The sequence below is a fragment of the Aeromonas rivuli genome (assembly GCF_020149575.1).
Taxonomy (GTDB): Bacteria; Pseudomonadota; Gammaproteobacteria; order Enterobacterales; family Aeromonadaceae; genus Aeromonas; species Aeromonas rivuli.
Map to the genome: position 1 here is coordinate 169,542 of NZ_CP079742.1, position 21,250 is coordinate 190,791.

The 21,250-nt window shown below is 62.5% G+C and carries 18 protein-coding genes; 9 read left to right on the forward strand and 9 right to left on the reverse strand.

Annotation, left to right across the window (positions count from 1 at the left end; translation table 11 throughout):
- Positions 1-353: 353 nt before the first annotated feature.
- The 3 genes from KYK33_RS00735 to KYK33_RS00745 form a co-directional block, all read right to left on the reverse strand.
- Positions 354-2,783, reverse strand: a complete 2,430-nt coding sequence (locus tag KYK33_RS00735) for an Ig-like domain-containing protein (protein ID WP_224431730.1) — start codon at positions 2,781-2,783, stop codon at positions 354-356.
- Between the two features lie 281 nt (positions 2,784-3,064).
- A complete protein-coding gene (locus tag KYK33_RS00740) occupies positions 3,065-4,561 on the reverse strand; it encodes an aldehyde dehydrogenase (RefSeq protein ID WP_224431731.1) in 1,497 nt (498 codons plus the stop codon).
- 144 nt (positions 4,562-4,705) lie between these two features.
- Complete coding sequence (locus KYK33_RS00745; protein ID WP_042039896.1) at positions 4,706-5,248, reverse strand: cupin domain-containing protein; 543 nt, start codon at positions 5,246-5,248, stop codon at positions 4,706-4,708.
- A gap of 174 nt (positions 5,249-5,422) precedes the next feature.
- Between KYK33_RS00745 and KYK33_RS00750 the strand changes: the two genes are divergently transcribed.
- The 6 genes from KYK33_RS00750 to KYK33_RS00775 all read left to right on the forward strand — a co-directional run bounded on the left by KYK33_RS00750 (position 5,423) and on the right by KYK33_RS00775 (position 11,920).
- Entirely contained in the window at positions 5,423-6,754 is a 1,332-nt protein-coding gene (locus KYK33_RS00750; protein WP_224431732.1) for an aspartate aminotransferase family protein, read from the forward strand.
- A gap of 105 nt (positions 6,755-6,859) precedes the next feature.
- On the forward strand, positions 6,860-8,356 hold the full coding sequence (locus KYK33_RS00755; RefSeq protein ID WP_224431733.1) for a CoA-acylating methylmalonate-semialdehyde dehydrogenase: 1,497 nt from the start codon (positions 6,860-6,862) through the stop codon (positions 8,354-8,356).
- 54 nt (positions 8,357-8,410) lie between these two features.
- Positions 8,411-9,130 carry a glutamine amidotransferase-related protein gene (locus tag KYK33_RS00760; RefSeq protein WP_224431734.1) on the forward strand — a complete coding sequence of 240 codons (720 nt, stop codon included), beginning with the start codon at positions 8,411-8,413 and terminating at the stop codon, positions 9,128-9,130.
- A 42-nt stretch (positions 9,131-9,172) separates the two neighbouring features.
- Positions 9,173-10,288: an alanine dehydrogenase gene (ald, locus tag KYK33_RS00765; protein WP_224431735.1), complete on the forward strand. Its 1,116-nt coding sequence runs from the start codon at positions 9,173-9,175 to the stop codon at positions 10,286-10,288.
- Between the two features lie 109 nt (positions 10,289-10,397).
- Positions 10,398-11,237 (forward strand): PfkB family carbohydrate kinase, encoded by an 840-nt coding sequence (locus tag KYK33_RS00770; RefSeq protein WP_224431736.1) that lies wholly within the window; start codon positions 10,398-10,400, stop codon positions 11,235-11,237.
- Between the two features lie 230 nt (positions 11,238-11,467).
- Positions 11,468-11,920: an Rrf2 family transcriptional regulator gene (locus tag KYK33_RS00775; RefSeq protein WP_042039903.1), complete on the forward strand. Its 453-nt coding sequence runs from the start codon at positions 11,468-11,470 to the stop codon at positions 11,918-11,920.
- Between the two features lie 64 nt (positions 11,921-11,984).
- Here KYK33_RS00775 and KYK33_RS00780 read toward each other — a convergent pair whose 3' ends face one another.
- Positions 11,985-12,497, reverse strand: coding sequence for a ferredoxin-type protein NapF (locus KYK33_RS00780; protein ID WP_224431737.1), 513 nt, complete (start codon positions 12,495-12,497; stop codon positions 11,985-11,987).
- Positions 12,498-12,633: 136 nt separating this feature from the next.
- Between KYK33_RS00780 and KYK33_RS00785 the strand changes: the two genes are divergently transcribed.
- Together KYK33_RS00785 and rmuC are read left to right on the forward strand one after the other, a co-directional pair.
- On the forward strand, positions 12,634-12,849 hold the full coding sequence (locus KYK33_RS00785) for a hypothetical protein (protein ID WP_042039905.1): 216 nt from the start codon (positions 12,634-12,636) through the stop codon (positions 12,847-12,849).
- On the forward strand, positions 12,846-14,186 hold the full coding sequence (gene rmuC / locus KYK33_RS00790; protein ID WP_224431738.1) for a DNA recombination protein RmuC: 1,341 nt from the start codon (positions 12,846-12,848) through the stop codon (positions 14,184-14,186). Before KYK33_RS00785 ends, rmuC begins: the two co-directional genes overlap by 4 nt.
- Positions 14,187-14,248: 62 nt before the next feature.
- Here the strand turns inward: rmuC and KYK33_RS00795 are convergent, their stop codons facing one another.
- The 5 genes from KYK33_RS00795 to def all read right to left on the reverse strand — a co-directional run bounded on the left by KYK33_RS00795 (position 14,249) and on the right by def (position 20,051).
- Positions 14,249-15,691: a TrkH family potassium uptake protein gene (locus KYK33_RS00795; protein WP_224431739.1), complete on the reverse strand. Its 1,443-nt coding sequence runs from the start codon at positions 15,689-15,691 to the stop codon at positions 14,249-14,251.
- A gap of 93 nt (positions 15,692-15,784) precedes the next feature.
- Positions 15,785-17,161 carry a Trk system potassium transporter TrkA gene (trkA, locus tag KYK33_RS00800; RefSeq protein ID WP_042039907.1) on the reverse strand — a complete coding sequence of 459 codons (1,377 nt, stop codon included), beginning with the start codon at positions 17,159-17,161 and terminating at the stop codon, positions 15,785-15,787.
- Positions 17,162-17,225: 64 nt separating this feature from the next.
- Complete coding sequence (gene rsmB / locus KYK33_RS00805) at positions 17,226-18,521, reverse strand: 16S rRNA (cytosine(967)-C(5))-methyltransferase RsmB (RefSeq protein WP_224431740.1); 1,296 nt, start codon at positions 18,519-18,521, stop codon at positions 17,226-17,228.
- A gap of 60 nt (positions 18,522-18,581) precedes the next feature.
- Positions 18,582-19,526, reverse strand: a complete 945-nt coding sequence (fmt, locus tag KYK33_RS00810; RefSeq protein ID WP_224431741.1) for a methionyl-tRNA formyltransferase — start codon at positions 19,524-19,526, stop codon at positions 18,582-18,584.
- A gap of 12 nt (positions 19,527-19,538) precedes the next feature.
- The gene (gene def, locus KYK33_RS00815) at positions 19,539-20,051 is read right to left on the reverse strand and encodes a peptide deformylase (RefSeq protein ID WP_005893461.1); all 513 of its coding nucleotides are present in this window, start codon (positions 20,049-20,051) and stop codon (positions 19,539-19,541) included.
- A 108-nt stretch (positions 20,052-20,159) separates the two neighbouring features.
- Here def and KYK33_RS00820 point away from each other — a divergent pair, with 108 nt between their 5' ends.
- A complete protein-coding gene (locus tag KYK33_RS00820) occupies positions 20,160-21,248 on the forward strand; it encodes a LysM peptidoglycan-binding domain-containing protein (RefSeq protein ID WP_224431742.1) in 1,089 nt (362 codons plus the stop codon).
- The last annotated feature ends 2 nt before the right edge of the window (positions 21,249-21,250 follow it).

Consider the following 21,250-nt stretch of genomic DNA (forward strand, 5'->3'; position numbering starts at 1 on the left):
CAATTAGGACGCCCGAGAGAAGCGCTCATTCTGATGAGGCATCTTTCATCCTCTCATCGCCTCGACCGGATCTGCCTCTGCGCCATGGCAGCCTGGCTAACACCGTTTAAACAGGGTGCGGCCCGGCTGTTCTCTTCTCTCTTCGACCTTGCCCCGGGCTCTCCATCACCCCCGGCTCTCTATCACCCCCGACTCGGCTGGCCGTGCCGTGGCGCGCTCGAGGGGGTCGGGCGCCGAGTGTGTTGGAAGCATGGCCAAGAGGGGGCCCCTGCCGGGAAAGCAACTTTGCTGGCGTCATAAAAAGCGGGGCCACTGGCCCCGCTTGCATCCTAGAAGGTTTGCTATCCCTGAGTTCAGGGACGCTCGCTGATGGCGGCAAAGGCACCGTTGTTTGGCACTATGCTCTGTACCCGGCTGAGCGCGGATTGCACGGCACTGCTGTCGCCACCATTGGCGGCATCCCCCCAGCTGACCACATGGCCGTCGCTGGTGACGGCGGCAAAGGCTGTGCCGGTGGCGTAGATGGTGGCCACGTCGAGCAACTGACTCTGCACGGCGCTGCTGTCGCCGCCACTGCTTTGATTGCCCCAGGTGACGACAGTGCCATCCTGCTTGAGGGCAGCGAAGGCGGTATCGGTCGCCGAGACAGCGCTCACAACGGTGAGTTGACTCTGCACGGCGCTGCTGTCACCGCCCTTGGCGGCATCGCCCCAGGTGACGAGGGTGCCATCCTGCTTGAGGGCGGCGAAGGCGTTGTCGTTTGCAACTATCTGTTTGACATCGATGAGCTGAGCCTGGGCGGCGCTGCTGTCGCCGCCCTTGGTGGCATCGCCCCAGCTGACCACGCTGCCATCCTGCTTGAGGGCTGCGTAGGCGCTTCCTGTGCTCACAATGTCGGTCACATCGGTGAGCTGGCTCTGCACGGCGCTGCTGTCGCCGCCACTGGCGGCGTCGCCCCAGGTGACCACAGTGCCATCCTGCCTGAGGGCTGCGAAGGTGAAGGCGCCGTGGAAGAGGGTTTTGACATCGATCAGCTGGGCCTGCACCGCATTGCTATTGCCCCCATTGGTTAAATTGCCCCAGGTAACGACAGTGCCATCCTGCTTGAGGGCGGCGAAGGCGCTGTTATTGCCCTCGATAGTGGCAACCTGGGTAAGCTCGGCCTGCACGGCCGAGCTGTCGCCGCCACTGCTTTGATTGCCCCAGGTGACCAGGGTGCCATCCTGCTTGAGGGCGGCAAAGGCGCTTGGGTTGGCAAAAATCTCGCTGACCTGGCTGAGCTTGTCCTGCACGGCGCTGCTGTCACCTCCATTTGCGGCATCCCCCCAGCTGACTACGGAGCCATCGCTGCGCAGGGCGGCAAAGGCGAGGTCGGCTGGAGTGACGGCGGTGACGCCGACCAGCTGATCCTGGACCGCGCTGCTGTCGCCGCCATAGGGGCCATAACCCCAGGTCACGACAGTACCGTCGCTCTTGAGGGCGGCGAAGGCGCTGGCGTTGTTGTAAGGGGTGGTCACCAGGCTGCTGACCTGGGTGAGGGGCTGCACGGCGCTGCTGTCCGCCCCGAAGAATTCGCCCCCCCAGGTCGTGACCTGGGTGTTGATGGCAGCTAGCTCGGCGCTGTTGCTGGTGACACCGGCGCGGCTCGCCGTGATCTGGGTCGTACCGGTGGCATGGGTATGGGCCCGGCCCGTGAGCCCCATGGTTGCCACCGTCTCATCCGCGCTGTGCCATTGCACTTGGTGACTCAGGTCTTGCTGATGGCCATCGCTGAAGCTGCCGAGGGCCTGGTATTGCTGGCTTTCCCCCAGGGTGACTTTGCTGACCTTGGGGGTGATCACTATGTCGGCCAGAGTGGCATTGGTGACCGTCAGGGCGCTAGTGGCACTGAAGCTGGCACCATTGACGCTGCCGCTGGCCTGAAGCTCGGTGGCACCGGCGCTGACGCCCTGGGCCAGACCCAGATCGGTGACGGTAGCGATGGCCGGATCCGCGCTGGCCCAGCTAAGGGCCGAGTTATCTGTCACATCCAGGGTGCTGCCATCGGAGAAGGTAGCGATGGCTTGCAGTTGCAGTTGGAAGCCAGCAGCGAGAGTGGCGCTGGCCGGGGTCAGGGTCAGTTTGGTCAGGGTGTGATGGGTGACGGTCAGGGCGGATTGCCCCTCGAAGTTGACCCCATTGGCCGAGCCGCTCGCCTTGATGCTGGTGTTACCGGCCTCTATGGCCTGGGCCAGACCCTGGCTGTCGACAGTGGCGATGGCAGGATCTGCACTGCTCCAGCTGAGGGCAGGGTTATTGGTCACATCCAGGGTGCTGCCATCGGACAGGGTCACAATGGCCTGCAACTGCTGGCTGAAGCCCTTGGGCACAGCGGCGCTGGCCGGGCTGACCCGCAGGTCGGTGACGGTGGCATTGGTGACCTTGATGGTGGCGACGTCGCTCATGCCATCAAACAGCGCGGTGACCCTGGCCTCACCCTCGGCGAGGGCTGTCACGGGCTCTCCCTGGGCAGTGGCAGTACCCAGGGAGACCTGGGATTCAGCATCACTGCTCCACAGCGCCTGCTGCGAGACATCGCGGGAGCTGCCGTCAGCATAGAAGGCGGTGGCCACCAGATCCTGACTCAGGCCTATGGGCAGTTGCAGGTTGGCCGGGGTCACTTGCAGGCTGACGATAGGGTTGACCGGTTGGTCCGGATCCTGGGGATGGGAGGTATTGTCGCAACCGGCCAGCAGCAAGAGCGCCTGGGTCGCAACCAGTAGACAGATTAACCATTGTTTCATGGCGGCGGGTCTTCCTTCATGTGTGTGCAAAAACGGATCACTTTTAATGTGAAGCCGGTCAGTAAAACATCACTTGAACTTAAGATCTTGATGTTTTTGCGCAATGAGTTGTGGAAATCATCCTGTCAGTGGTGGGGAAGTTGGGCTCCACTAGGCTAATTCAGCCGGGTTCTCTGGGGTAAGCCCCCCTTCCCCATTTGGTATGGAGAGGGGGCTAAGTCATGCGTCAATCTGTGACATGTGAAGCAAATCTGAAGGGGGCTTGTGGAGGCGGTTGCTCGTCAAGCAAGCTGGATCCAGGTGCTCTTGAGCTCGGTGTATTTTTCCAGTGCGTGCAGTGACTTGTCACGACCATTGCCCGACTGTTTGAAGCCGCCAAAGGGCATCGTCATATCACCGCCGTCCCAGTTGTTGACGAAGACGGTCCCGGCGCGCAGGGCGCGAGAGCCCTTGATCGCCTTGTTGAGATCCGCGGTCCAGATGGCGGCGGCCAGGCCGTAATCTGTGTCATTGCCGAGTGCAATCGCCTCTTCGAGGGTATCGAAGCCGGTGATGGCGAGCACTGGGCCGAAGATCTCCTCGCGGAAGATGCGCATCTGGGGCGTCACCTCGTCGAAGATGGTGGGGGCGATATAGAAGCCGCCGCTCTCCTCCAGCGTGCGCTGACCGCCGAGCAGCAGCTTGGCGCCCTCCTGCTTGCCGATGTCGATATAGCGCAGCACTTGTTCCATCTGAATGCCGTCGACCATGGCGCCGATACGGGTGCTGGGATCCTGGGGATCTGCCGAGACCCACTCGCGGGCATGGGCCAGCAGCCGCTCGATGAACTCGGCCTTGATGCTGTTTTGCACCAGCAAGCGGGAGGCGGCGGTGCACACCTCCCCCTGGTTGTAAAAGATGGCGGCTGCGGCGCTCGATGCGGCGGCGTCCAGATCCGGCGCATCCGCCAAGATGATGTTGGGGCTCTTGCCGCCGCACTCCATGAAGGCACGCTTGAGGTTCGACTTGCCGGAGCACTGCACCAGATGCTTGCCGATTTTGGTGGAGCCGGTGAAGGTGATGCAGTCCACGTCCATGTGCATGGCGAGCGCCTCACCCACGGTATGACCAAAGCCCGGCAACACATTGAACACGCCGTCCGGAATGCCCGCTTCTTTGGCTATCCCGGCGATGCGCAGGGCGGTGAGGGGGGATTTTTCGGACGGCTTGAGGATGACGGAGTTGCCGGTGGCGAGCGCCGGACCCAGCTTCCAGCACGCCATCACCAGCGGGAAATTCCAGGGCACGATGGCGGCGACGACGCCCAGCGGCTCCCGGGTGATCAGGGCCAGGGCGCCCTCTTCGACCGGGGCGACCTCGTCATACAGTTTGTCGATGGCCTCCCCATTCCAGGCGATGCAGTTGGCCGCGGCCGGTGCATCGTAATTCATGGCATCCATGATGGGCTTGCCCATGTCCAGGGATTCCAGCAGGGCCAGCTCCACCTTGTTGAGCCGCATCAGCTCGGCGAAGCGCTGCATCACCAGCTTGCGCTCCTTGGGGGATTGCCCCGCCCAGCGCTTGTCGCTGAAGGCGGCGCGGGCGGCGGCGACGGCCAGCTCGGCATCGGCGGCGTCGCAGGCGGCAACTTTTGCCAGCAGTTGGCCATTGGCCGGGTTGATGCAATCGAAGGTGGCACCATTGACGGCATCACGATAGCTGCCATCGATGAACGCCTGGGTGGGGAGGTTCAGCTGGGCCTGTCGGTATTGCCACTGGGCCAGGGTCATGTCACTCATGTTCGCTCCTTGAACGTGCAAAGGTTGTCCGCGTATCAATATGCTAAACATTTTGCCGTCTGTAAATCCAGATTGTAACAATTCCTTAAACAGGGATGTCGACGGGCACCCGGCATGGCGGCCCACCCCGGCCCGGGGCAGGGGTCAGAAGGTGGGCGGGGTATTGGCCGAAATCAGCACACACTCCTGCTCATCGACATTGCGAAAACGGTGTGGGGTGCGGCTGTCGAAGTAGTAGCCGTCACCGGCACCGAGCAGGTGGATCTGCTCGCCTATGGTCACCTCAATCTGACCCTGGATGACGATGCCGCACTCTTCCCCGTCATGGCTGAGCATGTCGTCACCGGTGTCGGCACCAGGGGGCAATATCTCTTGCAGCATGCCAATGGCGCGGTTGGCGCGGCTATGGCCGACCAGACGATAGCTGATGGGGTGACTGCCGAGATCCGGCATGTCGGCGGCGCGAAACACCACTTCGGAGTCCAGGGCCGTCTCGTCGGTGAAGAAGCTGGCGAGGGACATGGGAATGCCTGCCAGCACCTTGCGCAGGGAGGCGACCGAGGGGCTGACCTGATTCTTTTCTATCTGGGAGATAAAGCCATTGGTCACCCCCGAGCGTTTGGCGAGTTCACGCTGGGACAGGGCCGCCTTGGTGCGGACCGCCTTGAGGCGCTGACCTATATCCATCCTTCTGTTCTCCTCGAGTGTTTACTATTATTGAATTTGTGTTAAATATCTTATACCACCCTGGTCGGGGTGACACCATCACTGGGCAGCATAGCGCCCTTTTTTATGGATATAGGTGTTTAATTTAATAGGCGCTCACCCAGAGTAGCTAAACACCTTAAGGATGAGGTGACCATGAAAGTTGTCAGTGACATCAATACGCCGGCGGATATCTCCGCCTTCTGGATGCCCTTCACCGCCAATCAGCAGTTCAAGGCGGCGCCGCGCATCCTCAAGTCTGCCGAGGGCATGTATTATCGCGCAGAGGATGGCCGCAAGATACTGGACGGCACCGCCGGCCTCTGGTGTTGCAATGCAGGGCACGGTCGCCGGGAAATCGCCGAGGCGGTCTCCCAGCAGATCTCCCATCTCGACTTCGCGCCCACATTCCAGATGGGTCATCCCCTGCCGTTTGAACTCGCCAACCAGCTGGTGGAGATAGCCCCCCAGGGTTTTGGCCATGTCTTCTTCACCAACTCGGGTTCAGAGTCGGTGGATACGGCACTGAAGATTGCGCTCGCCTGGCAGCGGGCCCGGGGTCAGGGCACCCGCACCCGGTTGATTGGCCGTGAGCGCGGTTATCACGGGGTGGGGTTTGGCGGCATCTCGGTCGGCGGCATCCCCGGCAACCGCAAGTGGTTCGGCTCCCTGCTCGGCGGCGTGGATCATCTGCCCCACACCCTCGACATTGCCAAGAATGCCTTCACCAAGGGGCTGCCCGAGGAAGATCTGACCCTGGCCGACGAGCTGGAGAAGATCGTCTTCCTCCATGATGCCAGCAATATCGCCGCGGTCATCGTCGAACCCATCGCCGGCAGTACCGGTGTCATCATGCCGCCCAAGGGCTACCTCAAGCGGCTGCGGGAGATCTGTACCAAGCACGGCATCCTGCTCATCTTCGACGAGGTGATCACCGGATTTGGCCGCCTGGGCGCCCCCTTCGCCGCCCAGGAGTTCGACGTCATCCCCGACCTCATTACCTGCGCCAAGGGGCTCACCAATGGGGCCATCCCCATGGGCGCCGTGCTGGTACAAAACCACATCTATGACGACATGATGGGCGCGGGCAAGGGGGCCATCGAGCTGTTCCACGGCTACACCTACTCAGGCCACCCGGTGGCCGCCGCCGCCGGTCTGGCGACCCTCGAGATATACCGCAACGAGAACCTGCTGCACCGCGCCGCCGAGCTGGCCGATTACTGGCAGGAGGCCGCGCATTCGCTGAAGGGCTGCAAGCATGTCAAGGATGTGCGCAACTACGGTCTGGTGGCGGGTATCGAGCTGGAATCCATGGCGGGGGCGCCGGGCAAGCGCGCCTATGAGGTGTTCGTGCGTTGCTTCGAGAAGGGGGCCCTGATCCGGGTCACCGGCGACATCATCGCCCTGTCGCCACCGCTCATCATCGAGCGCAGCGAGATAGACGACCTCTTTACCCTGCTGCAGGACGTCCTGCAGGCCCAGGAGTGAGCAACCCATAGTACGGAATTCACTGACCCACTATTGGCGGGTCTGTGCCCTGGGTCCTGACCAAGTCGGGCGCAGGGGAGAGTCATTACCCATCACGGAGGATGCATGGAATACAGGGTCACCAACTTCATCAACGGCGAACTCAGCGCCAGCCACAGCGAACGCTTCGCCCCTATCTTCAATCCGGCCACCGGCCAGCAGCAGGGCCAGGTCGCGCTCAGCAGCGCCGCCGAGTGTGGTGAGGCCATCGCCATTGCCGAGGCGGCCTTCGTCGGTTGGTCCCAGACCCCGCCACTGGTGCGGGCCCGGGTGCTGTTTCGCTTCAAGGAGCTGATGGAGTTGCACAGGGACGAGCTGGCCGCACTCATCAGCCGCGAGCACGGCAAGGTATTCTCCGATGCTCAGGGGGAGCTGACCCGGGGGCTGGAGGTGGTGGAGTTCGCCTGCGGCATCCCCCATCTGCTCAAGGGGGAGCACTCCCTCAATGTGGGGCGCGGGGTGGACAGCTATTCCATGATGCAGCCGGTCGGGGTCTGCGCCGGCATCACGCCGTTCAACTTCCCGGCCATGGTGCCGCTGTGGATGTTCCCGGTGGCCCTGGCCTGCGGCAACAGCTTCATCCTCAAGCCGTCCGAAAAGGATCCCTCTCTTGCCCTGCGCATGGCCGAGCTGCTCAAGCAGGCCGGTCTGCCAGACGGGGTGCTCAACGTGGTCAATGGCGACAAGGAGGTGGTCGATGTGTTGCTGACCGACCCGCGGGTGGCCGCCGTCTCCTTCGTCGGCTCCACCCCCATCGCCGAATACATCTACGCCACCGCCTCGGCCCATGGCAAGCGGGTGCAGGCCCTGGGCGGCGCCAAGAACCACATGGTGGTGATGCCGGATGCGGATCTCGAACAGGCGGTCTCCGCCCTGATGGGCGCCGCCTATGGCGCGGCCGGTGAGCGCTGCATGGCGATCTCGGTGGCGGTGGTGGTGGGAGAGGAGACCGCCGATGCCCTGGTGGCCAAGCTGGCGCCCCTCGTCGAGGCACTGCGGGTGGGTCCCGGTGTGGGTATGACCCCGGAGAGTGAGATGGGGCCGCTCATCAGCCGCGAGCATCTGGCCAAGGTGCGCGGTTACGTGGATCAGGGGGTGGCCGAGGGGGCCCTGCTGCGGGTCGATGGTCGTGGGGTGAGTCATGGCCAGGGCTACTTTATCGGTGGCAGCCTGTTCGATCGGGTCGGCCCCGAGATGCGCATCTACCGGGAGGAGATCTTCGGCCCGGTGCTTGCCATAGTGCGGGCCCCGGACTATGAAACGGCACTCAAGCTCATCAATGAGCATGAGTACGGCAACGGCACCGCCATCTTTACCGGTGACGGCGATACGGCGCGGGACTTCACCACGCGGGTTCAGGTCGGTATGGTAGGGGTGAACGTCCCCATCCCCGTGCCCATGGCGTTCCACAGCTTCGGTGGCTGGAAGCGATCCATCTTCGGGCCGCTCAATATGCATGGGCCGGATGGGGTGCGGTTCTACACCAAGATGAAGACGGTGACCGCCCGTTGGCCCCAGAGCCTGCGGGCCGGTGCCGAGTTCGCCATGCCGACCATGAAGTAGGGCCCTGGGCCGCTTTGGGTCGGCCCGCCCTATGGACGTATAAAGGAGTAAAGGATGCGACTGGGAATTCTCGATTGTGATCGGCTGGATCCGGAGTTCGAAGCTCGTTTTGGCCGGGTCTATTCCGGGATGTTTATCGAGGGATTCAGGGCCTTGGCACCGGATCTGGAATTTCGGGTCTGGTCGGCCCTGGATGGCGACTTGCCGGTGGATCTGGATGAGTGCGATGCCTGGCTCATCACGGGATCGCGCCATGACGCCCATGGGGATGCCCCCTGGGTGGAAGCATTGCGGGAGTGGGTGCGCCGGGCGGATGAGGCCCGGGCCAAGCTGGCCGGGGTCTGCTTCGGCCACCAGGTGATCGCCCAGGCGCTGGGCGGCGAAGTGGTCAAGTCCGACAAAGGCTGGGGACTGGGGGTCGCCACCAATGCCATGCTGGCGAGCGAGCCCTGGATGCAGCCCGCCCTCGATCAGATCCGCATCCTGGCGAGTCATCAGGATCAGGTGGCGCTGCTCCCCCCCGGTGGACGCCGGCTGGCAGGCAATGATTTTTGCCCGAACTTCATGTTCGGTCAGGGGGAGCACATCGTCGCCATCCAGGGTCACCCGGAGTTCCCGGTTGACTATGACAGGGCACTGATCGAGAAGCGGCAGTCGCATCTGGCCCCTGAGCGTTATCAGGCCTGCCTCGACTCGTTGGAGCAGGAGGTGGATTCCACCATCATGATGGGTTGGTTGTTGCGATTTTTAGGGATACTGCCGGGTCGGCCCTAAGCGGCCCCGGCGGGATACAGGGATGAACGCAGGAGCATTGAGATGATCATTGGTGTACCCAAGGAAATCAAAAACCACGAGTACCGGATTGGCATGACCCCCTCGGGGGTGCAGGAGTTGACGGCTCGAGGTCATACCGTACTGGTGCAGGTGCGGGGCGGCGAGGCCATCGGTCTGTCCGACGAAGAGTACCGCGCTGCCGGGGCCGAACTGGTCGCCAGCGCCGCCGAGATCTTCGCCCGGGCCGAGATGGTCGTGAAGGTGAAGGAGCCGCAGCCCGAGGAGTGCGAGCTGCTGCGCCCGGGGCAATTGCTGTTCACCTATCTGCATCTGGCGCCGGATCCGGTACAGACCCAGTTATTGGTTCACTCGGGGGCGGTCGCCATCGCCTACGAGACGGTCACCGACGATCGCGGCGGCTTGCCACTGCTGGCACCCATGTCCGAGGTGGCGGGGCGCATGGCGGTGCAGGCCGGTGCTCACAGTCTGGAGAAGGCCCAGGGCGGCAATGGCACCCTGCTCGGCGGCGTCCCCGCGGTGGCCCCTGCCAAGGTGGTGGTGCTGGGCGGTGGCGTGGTCGGGGTCAACTCGGCGCGCATGGCGCTGGGTCTGGGGGCGGATGTCACCATCCTGGACAGATCCCTGCCGAGACTGCGGGAGCTCGATGGCCTCTATGGCCCGGCCCTCAAGACCCTCTATTCGACCAAGGCCAATATCGAGGCCTGCATCGCCCAGGCGGATCTGGTGATCGGCGCCGTGCTGATCCCGGGGGCGGCAGCGCCCAAGCTGCTGACCCGCCCCATGCTGGGGTTGATGCGCAAGGGCTCGGTGCTGGTGGACGTGGCCATCGATCAGGGAGGCTGCTTTGAGACTTCCAGGCCAACCACCCATGAAGACCCCACCTATGTGGTCGATGGCATCATCCACTACTGCGTGGCCAACATGCCGGGCGGGGTGGCGCGCACCTCCACCTTCGCCCTTACCAATGCCACGTTGCCGTTCGTGCTGGCCCTGGCAGACAAGGGTTACCAGCAGGCCCTCAGGGAGGACAGGCATCTGCTGGCCGGACTCAATGTCTATAAGGGCAAGGTGACCCAGCAGGCGGTGGCCGAGGCCCTCGGTTACGACTACGCCAGCGCGGCCACTGTGCTGGGGTGATTGGGGGGAGTGAACCTGGGCGACAGGCTTCACATTCTCAGCGTATCAGGGAGGGCCGTCATGGCCCTTTCTCTTTATAATGGGCCCTCGCCCTGCCTGAGGATCCGTCATGTCCCGCATTCTGCTGCTCGCCAATCTCAACTGTGACCATGTGTTATCCCTCTCCGAGCCTCTGGTCGCGGGGGCCCGCTTGCAATATCTGGATCGGGGGCGGCGCCTGGGGGGCGGAGCCGCCAACACCGGCATAGGGCTGGTGTGGGCGGGGCATGAGGTCGCCATCGCCTCGCGGATCGGCCTGGATGACACCGGGGACTGGTTGCTGGCCGAGGCGCGCAGCCATGGCCTGGAGTGCAGCCATGTGGAGCGCTTTGGCGGTGAGACCGGGGAGTTGCTGATCCTGGTGGACTCCACTGGCGAGCGCACCATCTTGCGCCAGCCCCGGCGTCCCGATCTGCCCGGTAACTTGCCAAGCCAGGGGGTGGATTGCCTCTATGTCAACTATCCGGGAGGGGCGGTGGCGGACTATATGCGCCAGATGCAGGACCACTGCCTGGTGGTGGCGCAATATCCCAAGGGCGGCAAGCACTTGAGGCCCTGTCACCTGCTGGTGGCCTCGCGCTCGGATCTGGGGGAGATCGCTGACCCCTGGGCTCATGCCCGGGCGCTGGCCGGTGAGCAGTTGCAATGGCTGGTGCTGACCGAGGGCAAGGCCGGGGCCGTCGCCATCCATGGGGAGGAGCGGATCAGGGTAGCGGCGCGGCCCGTCTCTGTGGTGGACACCACGGGCGCCGGGGATGCCTTCGCCGCCGGGCTCATTCATGGGTTGGCGCGGGGCATGGCCATTGAGGCGGCATTGCAGTGCGCCGTGGATTGGGGCGCCTTTGCCGTTGCCAGTCAGAGCTCCATTCCCTCTGCGGCGCTCAAGTCCTGGCTGGAACAGGGGCACTGATGGCGACACCTTCCGCAGGGTGGCACTGAGGCGCCATCCCGCCCTCTCGCCCCCTTGGCATAACTGCCCGTTCGCGCTCAAACCGGCTAGAAGCGTGCAACAAGGCGGCAAGTTTGCGTTCAATCAAAGAAAGTGTCGATTTATGTGCATCTTTATCGACACTCGCTACCGCTGCTCTTAACCTTGGCTCTTCTTGTCCGAATCCGGCTGTAGTGAGAGGCAGTACCACCATGCAACTGACACGTTTTACCGACTATGCCCTGCGCGCCTTGACCTTTCTGGCGCTCCAGCCGACGGACCGGCTCTCGACCATCACTGAAGTGGCCGACACCTTTGCCATCTCCCGCAACCACGTGGTCAAGATAGTGCACCAGCTTGGCATCAAGGGTTACATCGAGACGGTGCGTGGCAAGCATGGGGGCATCCGTCTCGGCCGCTCCGCAGTCTCCATCAACCTGCGTGATGTGGTGATGGACATGGAGAACATCCTCTGTCCCGCCTATTGCAAGACGGATAACTGCCGCTTGGCTGGTGGCTGCCGTATTCAGGGCATATTGCGCAAGGCGATGAACGCCTTCCTCGAGGTGCTGGGGGAGTACACCCTCGCCGATGTGGTGAACGATCCGACCCGGCTCTGCCACCTGCTCGGCATGGAGCAGGAGCAGCACCTGGTCGTGAGTTGAACTCCGTTGTCCAGCATAAAGAGGGGGCCTGCGGGCCCCTTCTGCTATCCGCTGCCAGCGGGCGTCAGGGCTGGCGTACCAGGCTGATGGCACCATAGAGGCAGGCGAGGCCACAGGCGCCGCAGCCATCGCAGGCTGCCATGTTGACCGTGACTCCGTCCGGGCTGGCCTTGATGGCCTGCTGGGGACAGGCATCCTCACACAGCAAGCAGTAGAACCCCTGCCTGGCCTGACAGTTGGTTTCTATCCTGACCCGGGTCTGCACCTGCCGGCCGTAGCGCAGATCGAGGGCGCCGCTCGGGCAGGCTCTGGCGCAACTGCCGCAATAGCTGCACTGGCCACAGTCGAGATCCAGCACCGGGGTACCGGCGATGGGGCTGTTTTGGTACTCGGGGCCAGCGGCAGGCTTGATGAGGCCGCTTGGACAGGCCTGGAAGCAGCTGCCGCAGCGTTGGCAGAGGGCGAGGAATTGGGATTCCTCGATGGCCCAGGGCGGGCGCGCCTCGCGGCAACTGATGGTGCCCGGGCGACGTCTGGCCCAGAGCCGCGTCAATCGTCGACAGAGGAAATGCGCCATGCTCTGCTCCTGATACCCATTAGGGGGTAATTCTATGGGGTTTGTGCCATGCAAGCCAGCGGAACCGTCACGGCGGGATCGCAAGGCCAGCCCCCCTTGTGTAAGCTAGGCGAGTCTTTTTTGCTGGGTTGACTCTATGTGGTTATTTCTGTGGCGGGCTTCCCTGCTCTATGTCTTCCCCCTGCTGATGTGGGGCTACTGCCGGTTCAAGGGGATCGGCTTCGATGAGCTGGACAGCGGCGTCAACAATCACAAATGGGTGGTGTTGGCCTCCTATCTGCTCTATGTGGTGCTCTGGATCCTGATCAACCGCTATCTCTTGCTGTTCCTGCGGCAGCGGAGCCGGCGATGATGGAGCCGCTGCCGTGGCTCTGGCTGAGTGGCGGGGCCTTGCTGGCGCTCGGGCTCGGTTGGTTGTGGGGGCGTCAGGGCGCCCAGGCCCTGAGCCAGGCGCTGGCGTTGAGCCAGGAGCGAGCCAGTGCCTGGCAGGCGCGACTGGCCGAGCTGCACGATGAGCAGTTGCAGGGGCAGGACAAGCTCGAGCAACAGCAGAATGTCATCATCAAGCTCACCGCCCGTCTCAAGGATGCCGAGGCGACTCTGCGCAGCGAGCGGCTCGCCAGTGCCGAGAAGCTGGCGCTGCAACAGCAGGCGGAGGCGCGGCTCGGCCAGCAGTTCGAGAACCTCGCCAACCGTATCTTCGAGCAGAACTCGGGCAACTTCCGTGAGCTCAACCAGCACAGCCTGGATAACCTGCTGGTGCCGCTCAAGGAGCAGCTGGAGGGCTTTCGCCGTCAGGTGGGCGAGACCCATGCCCAGGAGACGGCCCAGCGCCACAGCCTCAAGTTTGAACTGGAACGCCTGGCCGAACTCAACGCCCGGATGACGGAGGAGGCTGCGGCCCTGACCCGCGCCCTCAAGGGCGACAGCAAGCAGCAGGGCAACTGGGGCGAGGTGGTGCTGGCGCGCATTCTTCATGAGTGCGGTCTGCGCGAGGGGCACGAATATGACACCCAGGTGAGCCTTGAGACCGACAAGGGCAAGCGTTATCAGCCCGATGTCATCGTTCACCTGCCCCAGGAAAAAGACATCATCATCGATGCCAAGGTGTCGCTGACCGCCTACGAGCGCTGGTACAACGGCGAGGATGATCTGACCCGGGCCGTGGCCCTGAAAGAGCATGTCGCCTCGGTGCGCAATCATATCCGCGAGCTGGGCCGCAAGGATTACCAGCAGTTGCCCGGGGTGCGCACCCTGGACTATGTGCTGATGTTCGTGGCGGTGGAACCTGCCTTCCTGGCGGCGCTGGAGGCGGATCCCTCCCTGGTGCGCTATGGCCTGGACCACAACATACTGCTGGTCAGCCCCACCAACCTGATGGTGGCGCTGCGCACCATAGAGAACCTGTGGCGCTACGAGCGTCAGAACCAGAATTCCCGTCAGATAGCCGAGCGGGCCGGCCGTCTCTACGAGAAGCTGCGACTGTTCGTGGAGGAGATGCAGCAGCTTGGCGGTAGTCTGAACAAGGCGCAGGAGAGTTATGACAAGGCCATGGGCCGACTCGTCAGCGGTCGCGGCAACCTGATAGCCCAGGCCGAGCGATTCCGCGAGCTGGGGGTGGAGGTGACCAAGACCCTGCCAGAGCCGCTGGTCAATCGCGCCCTGGAGCGGGAAGAGTCAGGGGACTAGCACTGCGTTGTGACATGAGAAAGGGCAGCCATTGGCTGCCCTTTTTGCTGTCCGGCGGCGGCTTATTGCTTCCAGAAGGAGGGGAAGAAGATGACGGCTACCGTCAATATCTCGAGTCGCCCCAGCAGCATGCCGAACGACAGTATCCACTTGGCCGAATCTGGCAGGCTGGCGAAGTTGGTGCTGGGGCCGATGACGGGCCCCATGCCGGGGCCCACGTTGGCTACCGCCGTGATGGAGCCGGACAAGGCGGTGAGGGGATCCAGCCCGATCAGTGCCAGCAGGGCGGCGATCAAGATGATGATGGCGAAGTAGGCAAGCACGAAGGCGATCAGGGAGCGCACTATCGCCTCGTTGACCGGGCGGCCATTGTACTTCTGGGGGAAGACCCCCGAGGGGTGCATCAGCTGGCGCATCTGCTTCCTGAACAGGGAGAACGCCACTTGCACCCGGAATATCTTGAGGCCGCCTGCGGTAGAGCCCGAGCAGGCCCCCAGTCCCAACAGGAAGAGGAAGAGGATGCTGGTGAGCGGCCCCCAGGTACCGAAATCCCCCAGACCATAACCTGTGGTGGTCAGCACGGAGACGATATTGAAGGCGCTGATCCGCAGTGCATCCATGAAGTCGAAGGTGCCGCGGTGCCAGAGGTAGAAGGTCATGATGAGCGTGACCCAGACCACGAGCCAGAAGAAGCCGCGCACCTGGGCATCGCGGATCAGGCTGGTGTCGCGCCGGGTCAGGCTCTGGACATAGAGCAGGAAGGGCAAGCCCCCCAGGAACATGAACAGGGTACCAATCCAGTGTGCCGCGTGAGAGAAGTGGGACATGGATTGATCCGAGGTGGAGTAGCCCCCGGTGCTGAGGGTGGTCATGGCATGGTTGATGGCCTCGAAGCTGTTCATGCCGCTCGCCCAGTAGGCGAGGAAGCAGAGCATGGAGAGCACCAGATAGACCTGCACTATGTTGTTGGCCACCGTCTTGGCGCGGGGGGCGCTCTTGTCTGACCAATCCGAGCTCTCGGTCTGGAACAGCTTCATGCCGCCCACGTTGAGGTAGGGCAGCACGGCCACCGCCATCACGATGAAGCCGACCCCTCCCAGCCACTGCAAGATGGAGCGCCACAACAAGATGCTGTGGGCCATGCCGTCGAGCCCGGACAGCACTGTGGATCCCGTGGTGGTGACCCCGGACATGGTCTCGAAGTAGGCGTCGGCGAAGCCGATGTGGGTGATGAACACGAAGGGCAGGGCGCCAAACAGGCAGGCTACCGCCCACACCGAGGTGGTGAGCAGGAACATCTCGCGCACGCCAAGGTGAAACTCGGCCTTGCGGCCATAGTGCAGGCACCAGAAGGCGGCGAGGTGGGTGATCACCACGGATTGCAGAAATTCGACGAATCCCTCGGAGCCGGTAAGCAGCGCGAGCAGGGTGGGCAGCCACATGAACAGGGCAAGTTTGGAAAGCACCAGACCCAGGGTGAAGACGATGGGACGCAGCTTGATCATGATGAATCGCCTGGTCGTTGATGAGCGAAACACCGGCCACCGCGAGGAGCGGTGAACCGGGTCTTGTCTGCTTGAAGAGTGGGCATGGTCAGGTTACAGGAAGAAGGGGCTTGGCTGGAACAATCGCTCCACTTCCGGTATGTACTTCTTGTCGACCAGGAACATCACCACATGGTCATCTTGCTGGATCTTGGTGCGATCGTGAGCGATCAACACCTCATCACCGCGGACGACCGCGCCTATGGTGGTGCCGGGCGGCAGTTTCAGTTCACCCACAGAGCGACCGACCACCTTGGAGGTATTTTCATCGCCGTGGGCAATGGCTTCGATGGCCTCGGCCGCGCCACGGCGCAGGCTGTAGACGTTGGCGATATCGGCCCGGCGCACGTGGGTCAGCAGCGCCGAGATGGTGGCTTGCTGGGGCGAGATGGCGATGTCGATGGAGCCGCCTTGCACCAAGTCCACGTAGGCACTGCGTTGTATGAGTACCATCGTCTTCTTGGCCCCCATCTTCTTGGCGAGCAGGGCCGACATGATGTTGGCCTCGTCTTCGTTGGTGACCGCGATGAAGACGTCGATCTGATCGATGTGCTCCTCGGCGAGCAGCTCCTGATCCGCGGCATCGCCACAGAAGACGATGGTGTTTTCCAGCAGCTCTGAGAGTTGCTCGGCCCGCTTCTGGTTACGCTCGATCAACTTGACGCTGTAGCGCTTCTCCAGCTGGCGGGCGAGACCGGCTCCGATGTTGCCGCCACCGACGATCATGATGCGGCGATAGGGACTCTCGAGGCGCTGCAACTCGGACATCACGGCGCGGATATGACCGGCCGCCGCGACGAAGAACACCTCGTCATCGGCCTCGATGATGGTGGTGCCTTGCGGGCGGATGGAGCGGCCCTGGCGGAAGATGGCCGCCACCCGGGTCTCTATGTTGGGCATGTGCTCACGCAGGGTCGAGAGTGCGTTGCCGACCAGGGGGCCGCCATAGTAGGCCTTGACCGCCACCAGACCCACCTTGCCACCGGCAAAGTCCACCACCTGCAAGGCACCCGGATATTCAATCAGCCGACGTACATAGTCGGTCACCAGCTGTTCGGGGGCGATGAGGTGATCCACTGGTATCGCCTCGGGCAGAAAGAGCCGATCCCGCTCAGCCAGATAAGAGGGGGAGCGAATACGCGCCACCTTGTTCGGGGTGTTAAACAGCGAGTAGGCGATCTGGCAGGCGATCATGTTGGTTTCATCACTGTTGGTGACGGCGACCAGCATGTCCGCATCCTGGGCTCCCGCCTCGCGCAGCACCTTGGGGTGGGCGCCGTGGCCATTGACCACCCGCAAGTCGAACTTGTCTTGCAGCTCGCGCAACCGGTCGCTGTCGGTGTCGACCAGGGTGATGTCATTGTTCTCCCCGGCAAGGTTCTCGGCCAGGGTGCCGCCGACCTGGCCGGCTCCCAGTATGATGATTTTCATAGGGAAGCGTTACTCGCATCAAGGGGGTGGAGGGGGCCAGCAGGCTGGCCCATGGCCGCATTCATCAGGCTTCTTTTATCAGCTTGGCGTAGTAGAAACCATCCATGCCCGCCTCGCCCGGCAGGAACTGGCGACCCGGAGAGGCCGGGCTGTCTTGGGCGTGGAGTGGTACCAGACGGGCACTCTTGGTCGCGGCAAGGAAGGTGCGCACCTGATCGCGGTTCTCTTCTGGCAACACCGAGCAGGTGGCGTAGAGCAGGGTGCCACCCACTTTAAGCCTTGGCCAGAGTGCGGCAAGGATGCGGCCCTGCAACTCGGCCAGCTCGCGAATGTCCTGATCCCGGCGCAGCCACTTGATGTCGGGGTGGCGACGGATGACGCCGGTGGCGGAGCAGGGAGCATCGAGCAGGATGCGGTCGAACTGACCCTCTGGCCACCACTGCTCCGGGGTGCTGGCATCCCCATGGATGAGCCGGGCCTTGAGACCGATGCGATCCAGATTCTCCTGCACGCGCTTGAGGCGGTTATCGTCGGCATCGACGGCGACCACCCCGGCCAAGTCGGGCTGGCGCTCGAGCAGATGTGCCGTCTTGCCGCCTGGGGCGGCGCAGGCATCCAGTATCCATTCGCCCGGTTGCGGGTCGAGCAGCTGGGCGGCGAGCTGGGCGGCGCCATCTTGCACCGAGCAGTCACCCTGTTCGAAACCGGGCAGCTTGGTCACGTCACAGGGGCGCTCCAGCAAGATGCAGTCAGCACCCTCTTCACCGGCCAGCGCATTGATGCCCGCCTCGGCCATGCGCGCCAGCATCTGGTCGCGGCTCTGGCGCTGACCGTTGTTGCGGATCCACATGGGCGGGCGCTGGTTGTTGGCCTCCATGATGAATTCCCACTGGTTGGGGTAGGCCTGGCGCAGACGCTTGGTGAGCCACTCGGGGTGGCCGAGGCGTATGCTGGGCACCCTGTCGATACGAGCCAGTATCACCTCGGCGCTGCGCTGGAAGTTGCGCAACACGCCGTTGATCAGGCCTCGCAGCGAGCTGCCCTTGAGCAGCTTGACCGCATTGACGGTCTCGGCCACGGCAGCGTGAGCCGGGATACGGGTGTAGATGAGCTGATAGAGCCCGACCAGGATCAGATAGTGGAAGACGCGGCTCTTGTTCTTGAGGGGCTTGTCCATCATCTCGTTGACGGCGGCATCCAGGCGCGGCATCCAGCGCAGAGTGCCGTAGCAGAGTTCTTGCAGGAGGGCGCGATCGCGGGGGGCGACCTTCTCCTGGGCAGCAGGCAGAACGGCGGAGAGGGACAGCCCCTGATCCAGCACCTGTTGAATGACGAGAGCGGCCTGTGCACGTGTTTTCATAATGTTACCTTAGATGCGCAAGTCGGGGCTTGGGCCCCGCTTGTTTCAATTCCATCCAGCTCAATGCAGTCGGATGCCGGGGGCAAACCAGTCACGGCGCGAGTTGAGCAGATCCGAGACGGACATAGCTTTCTTGCCGGGAGGTTGCAGAGTCAGCAGACGCAGGATGCCATGGCCGGTGGCGATGTCGATCCCCTGCTTGTCGGCCTTGAGCAGGGTGCCGGGACGCTGGTCATGTTCGGCCTCGAGTGCTTCTGCCTGCCAGACCTTGACGGTCTGTTCCGCCACTTCAAACCAGCTGATGGGCCAGGGATTGAAGGCTCGTATGCAGCGCTCAATGGCGACGGCGTCCATGGACCAGTCGATGCGCGCCTCCTCCTTGGAGAGCTTCTGGGCGTAATTGGCCAGGGCATCATCCTGCGGCTCGGCGAGGGCGTTACCGGCGGCCATGGCGTCTAGCGTCTCGACCAATGCCTGGGGGCCCAGCTCGGCCAGCTTGTCATAGAGGCTGGCGGAGGTTTCGTCGGGGGCGATGGGGCAGCTTACCTTGCGGATCATGGCACCGGTGTCCAGGCCCACATCCATCTGCATGATGGTCACGCCGGTTTCGGCATCTCCCGCCCAGATGGCGCGCTGGATGGGCGCCGCACCACGCCAGCGTGGCAGGAGGGAGCCGTGGACATTGATGCAACCCAGACGCGGGGTATCGAGCACCACCTTGGGCAGGATCAGGCCATAGGCGACAACCACCATCAGGTCGGCACCCAGTGCCTTGAGTTCGGCCTGGGCCTCTTCATTGCGCAGGGAGGCGGGTTGGTAGACGGGCAACTGGTGCGCAAGCGCCAGCTCCTTGACCGGGCTGGCCGTCAGCTTCTGGCCACGGCCAGCGGGTTTGTCCGGCTGGGTGTAAACGGCAACGACCTCATGGTCGGAAGACAACAACGCCGCCAGATGACGGGCGGCGAAGTCGGGGGTACCGGCAAAAATCAGTTTCAATTTATTCAAAGGGGCAGGTCCTTAACCGGCTTTACGGTCTTCGCGCGCCATTTTTTCCAGTTTTTGACGGATGCGCTGGCGCTTGAGTGGGGACAAGTAATCCACAAACAGCTTGCCCACCAGATGATCCATCTCATGCTGGATGCAGATAGCCAGCAGATCGTCCGCTTCGAGTTCAAACGGCTTGCCGTTACGGTCCAGGGCGCGGATCTTGATCCACTCGGCGCGCGGCACCAGCGCACGGCTGCCTGGTACAGAGAGGCAACCCTCTTCGATACCTGTGCTGCCTGACTGGGCAATGACTTCCGGGTTGATCAGCACCAGAGGATCTTCTCGATCCTCAGAGACGTCGATAACTATGATGCGCTGATGGATGTCGACCTGAGTTGCGGCCAGGCCTATGCCTTCCTCCGCATACATGGTGTCGAACATATCATCTACAATGTGTTGTAACTCGGGTGTAATGGTCTCGACAGGGGCTGCAACGGTCCGCAGACGTTCATCGGGGAAACGCAATACATCTAGAATGGCCATAGTCTTATCTTTAGTTTCGTATAATTGCAGTCAATATTGACGTAATTCTAGTCATTTACGCCGACAAAAAACAGCAACACTTTGCGCACAGAAATAACAGGGAGTGTTATGTATCTGAAGCAAACGACTTTTGCCTGTCTGCTGGCCCTGATAAGCCAGGGTGCACAGGCCCAGACGCTGTCCCTCAAAAGCGGTTATCCCAGCAACTATGTGGTCCAGAAGGGCGACACCCTGTGGGATATTTCCGGCAAGTATCTCGAGCAGCCTTGGCTTTGGCCCCAGCTCTGGAATATCAATGCGCAGATTGCGAATCCGCACTGGATATACCCGGGGGATGTGCTGCAACTCAGCTGGGTCAATGGTCAGCCGCGCCTCGGCAAGACGGTACAAGGTGGAAAGCGGGTCATCACCCTCTCTCCCAAGAATCACTATGAGAGTAAAGCGAATCCTATCCCGACATTGCCGTTGAGCGAAATTGGTCCCTTCATGCAGACGGATCACATCTTCGCGACGCGCCAGGAGAGCAAGGCCTTGCCCTATATCCTGGGTGAAAATGAAGGCCATGTCGGCATGCTGGAGGGAGCAACCCTCTATGTGCAGGGGGATCTGATCCTGGGTCAGGACTATGGCATCTATCGGCCAGGCACCATTTATAAAGATGCGAAGACCCGCGAGTTGCTGGGCCAGGAGGCCATCTTCGTGGGGACGGCTCATGCGCAGGCGCGACTGGCCAAGGATCGCAGCCGTATCCTCCTCACCAGCAATCAGCGCGAAGTCTATCAGGGGGACAAGCTGATGCCCTTGCCGGCTCAAGAGAACCTCTCTGCCTTGTTTACCCCCAAGGCTGCACCGCTCACCAGCCCAGGCTATGTGGTCGAGTTGCCGAGCAAGGCCCGTGGTGGTGGCAAGTTTGACATTGTCCTGATCAACAAGGGGGCTCGCGATCAGATGGCGCCCGGCGATGTGCTGGACGTGCAGCGACCCGGACTCCGCCTGACCGATAAGTATGGCAAGGTCTCCTATCGCGACTTCTCGTCCCTCTATGACAAGGGCTTCCACTCGGCGGGCCGGACTCCTCTGCCTGACGAGTCCATCGCCCGCATCATGCTGTTCAAGGTCTATGACAAGCTGAGTTACGGCATGATATTGCAGAGCCAGGACATGGTGAGTACAGGTTACAAGGTCAGTAATTTCTGAGC

Excerpts from the sequence above, each read along its gene's own strand:
- KYK33_RS00735 (WP_224431730.1), bottom strand. The coding sequence starts at position 2,783 with ATGAAACAATGGTTAATCTGTCTACTGGTTGCGACCCAGGCGCTCTTG.
- KYK33_RS00740 (WP_224431731.1), bottom strand. The coding sequence starts at position 4,561 with ATGAGTGACATGACCCTGGCCCAGTGGCAATACCGACAGGCCCAGCTG.
- KYK33_RS00745 (WP_042039896.1), bottom strand. The coding sequence starts at position 5,248 with ATGGATATAGGTCAGCGCCTCAAGGCGGTCCGCACCAAGGCGGCCCTG.
- KYK33_RS00750 (WP_224431732.1), top strand. The coding sequence starts at position 5,423 with ATGAAAGTTGTCAGTGACATCAATACGCCGGCGGATATCTCCGCCTTC.
- KYK33_RS00755 (WP_224431733.1), top strand. The coding sequence starts at position 6,860 with ATGGAATACAGGGTCACCAACTTCATCAACGGCGAACTCAGCGCCAGC.
- KYK33_RS00760 (WP_224431734.1), top strand. The coding sequence starts at position 8,411 with ATGCGACTGGGAATTCTCGATTGTGATCGGCTGGATCCGGAGTTCGAA.
- ald (WP_224431735.1), top strand. The coding sequence starts at position 9,173 with ATGATCATTGGTGTACCCAAGGAAATCAAAAACCACGAGTACCGGATT.
- KYK33_RS00770 (WP_224431736.1), top strand. The coding sequence starts at position 10,398 with ATGTCCCGCATTCTGCTGCTCGCCAATCTCAACTGTGACCATGTGTTA.
- KYK33_RS00775 (WP_042039903.1), top strand. The coding sequence starts at position 11,468 with ATGCAACTGACACGTTTTACCGACTATGCCCTGCGCGCCTTGACCTTT.
- KYK33_RS00780 (WP_224431737.1), bottom strand. The coding sequence starts at position 12,497 with ATGGCGCATTTCCTCTGTCGACGATTGACGCGGCTCTGGGCCAGACGT.
- KYK33_RS00785 (WP_042039905.1), top strand. The coding sequence starts at position 12,634 with ATGTGGTTATTTCTGTGGCGGGCTTCCCTGCTCTATGTCTTCCCCCTG.
- rmuC (WP_224431738.1), top strand. The coding sequence starts at position 12,846 with ATGATGGAGCCGCTGCCGTGGCTCTGGCTGAGTGGCGGGGCCTTGCTG.
- KYK33_RS00795 (WP_224431739.1), bottom strand. The coding sequence starts at position 15,691 with ATGATCAAGCTGCGTCCCATCGTCTTCACCCTGGGTCTGGTGCTTTCC.
- trkA (WP_042039907.1), bottom strand. The coding sequence starts at position 17,161 with ATGAAAATCATCATACTGGGAGCCGGCCAGGTCGGCGGCACCCTGGCC.
- rsmB (WP_224431740.1), bottom strand. The coding sequence starts at position 18,521 with ATGAAAACACGTGCACAGGCCGCTCTCGTCATTCAACAGGTGCTGGAT.
- def (WP_005893461.1), bottom strand. The coding sequence starts at position 20,051 with ATGGCCATTCTAGATGTATTGCGTTTCCCCGATGAACGTCTGCGGACC.
- KYK33_RS00820 (WP_224431742.1), top strand. The coding sequence starts at position 20,160 with ATGTATCTGAAGCAAACGACTTTTGCCTGTCTGCTGGCCCTGATAAGC.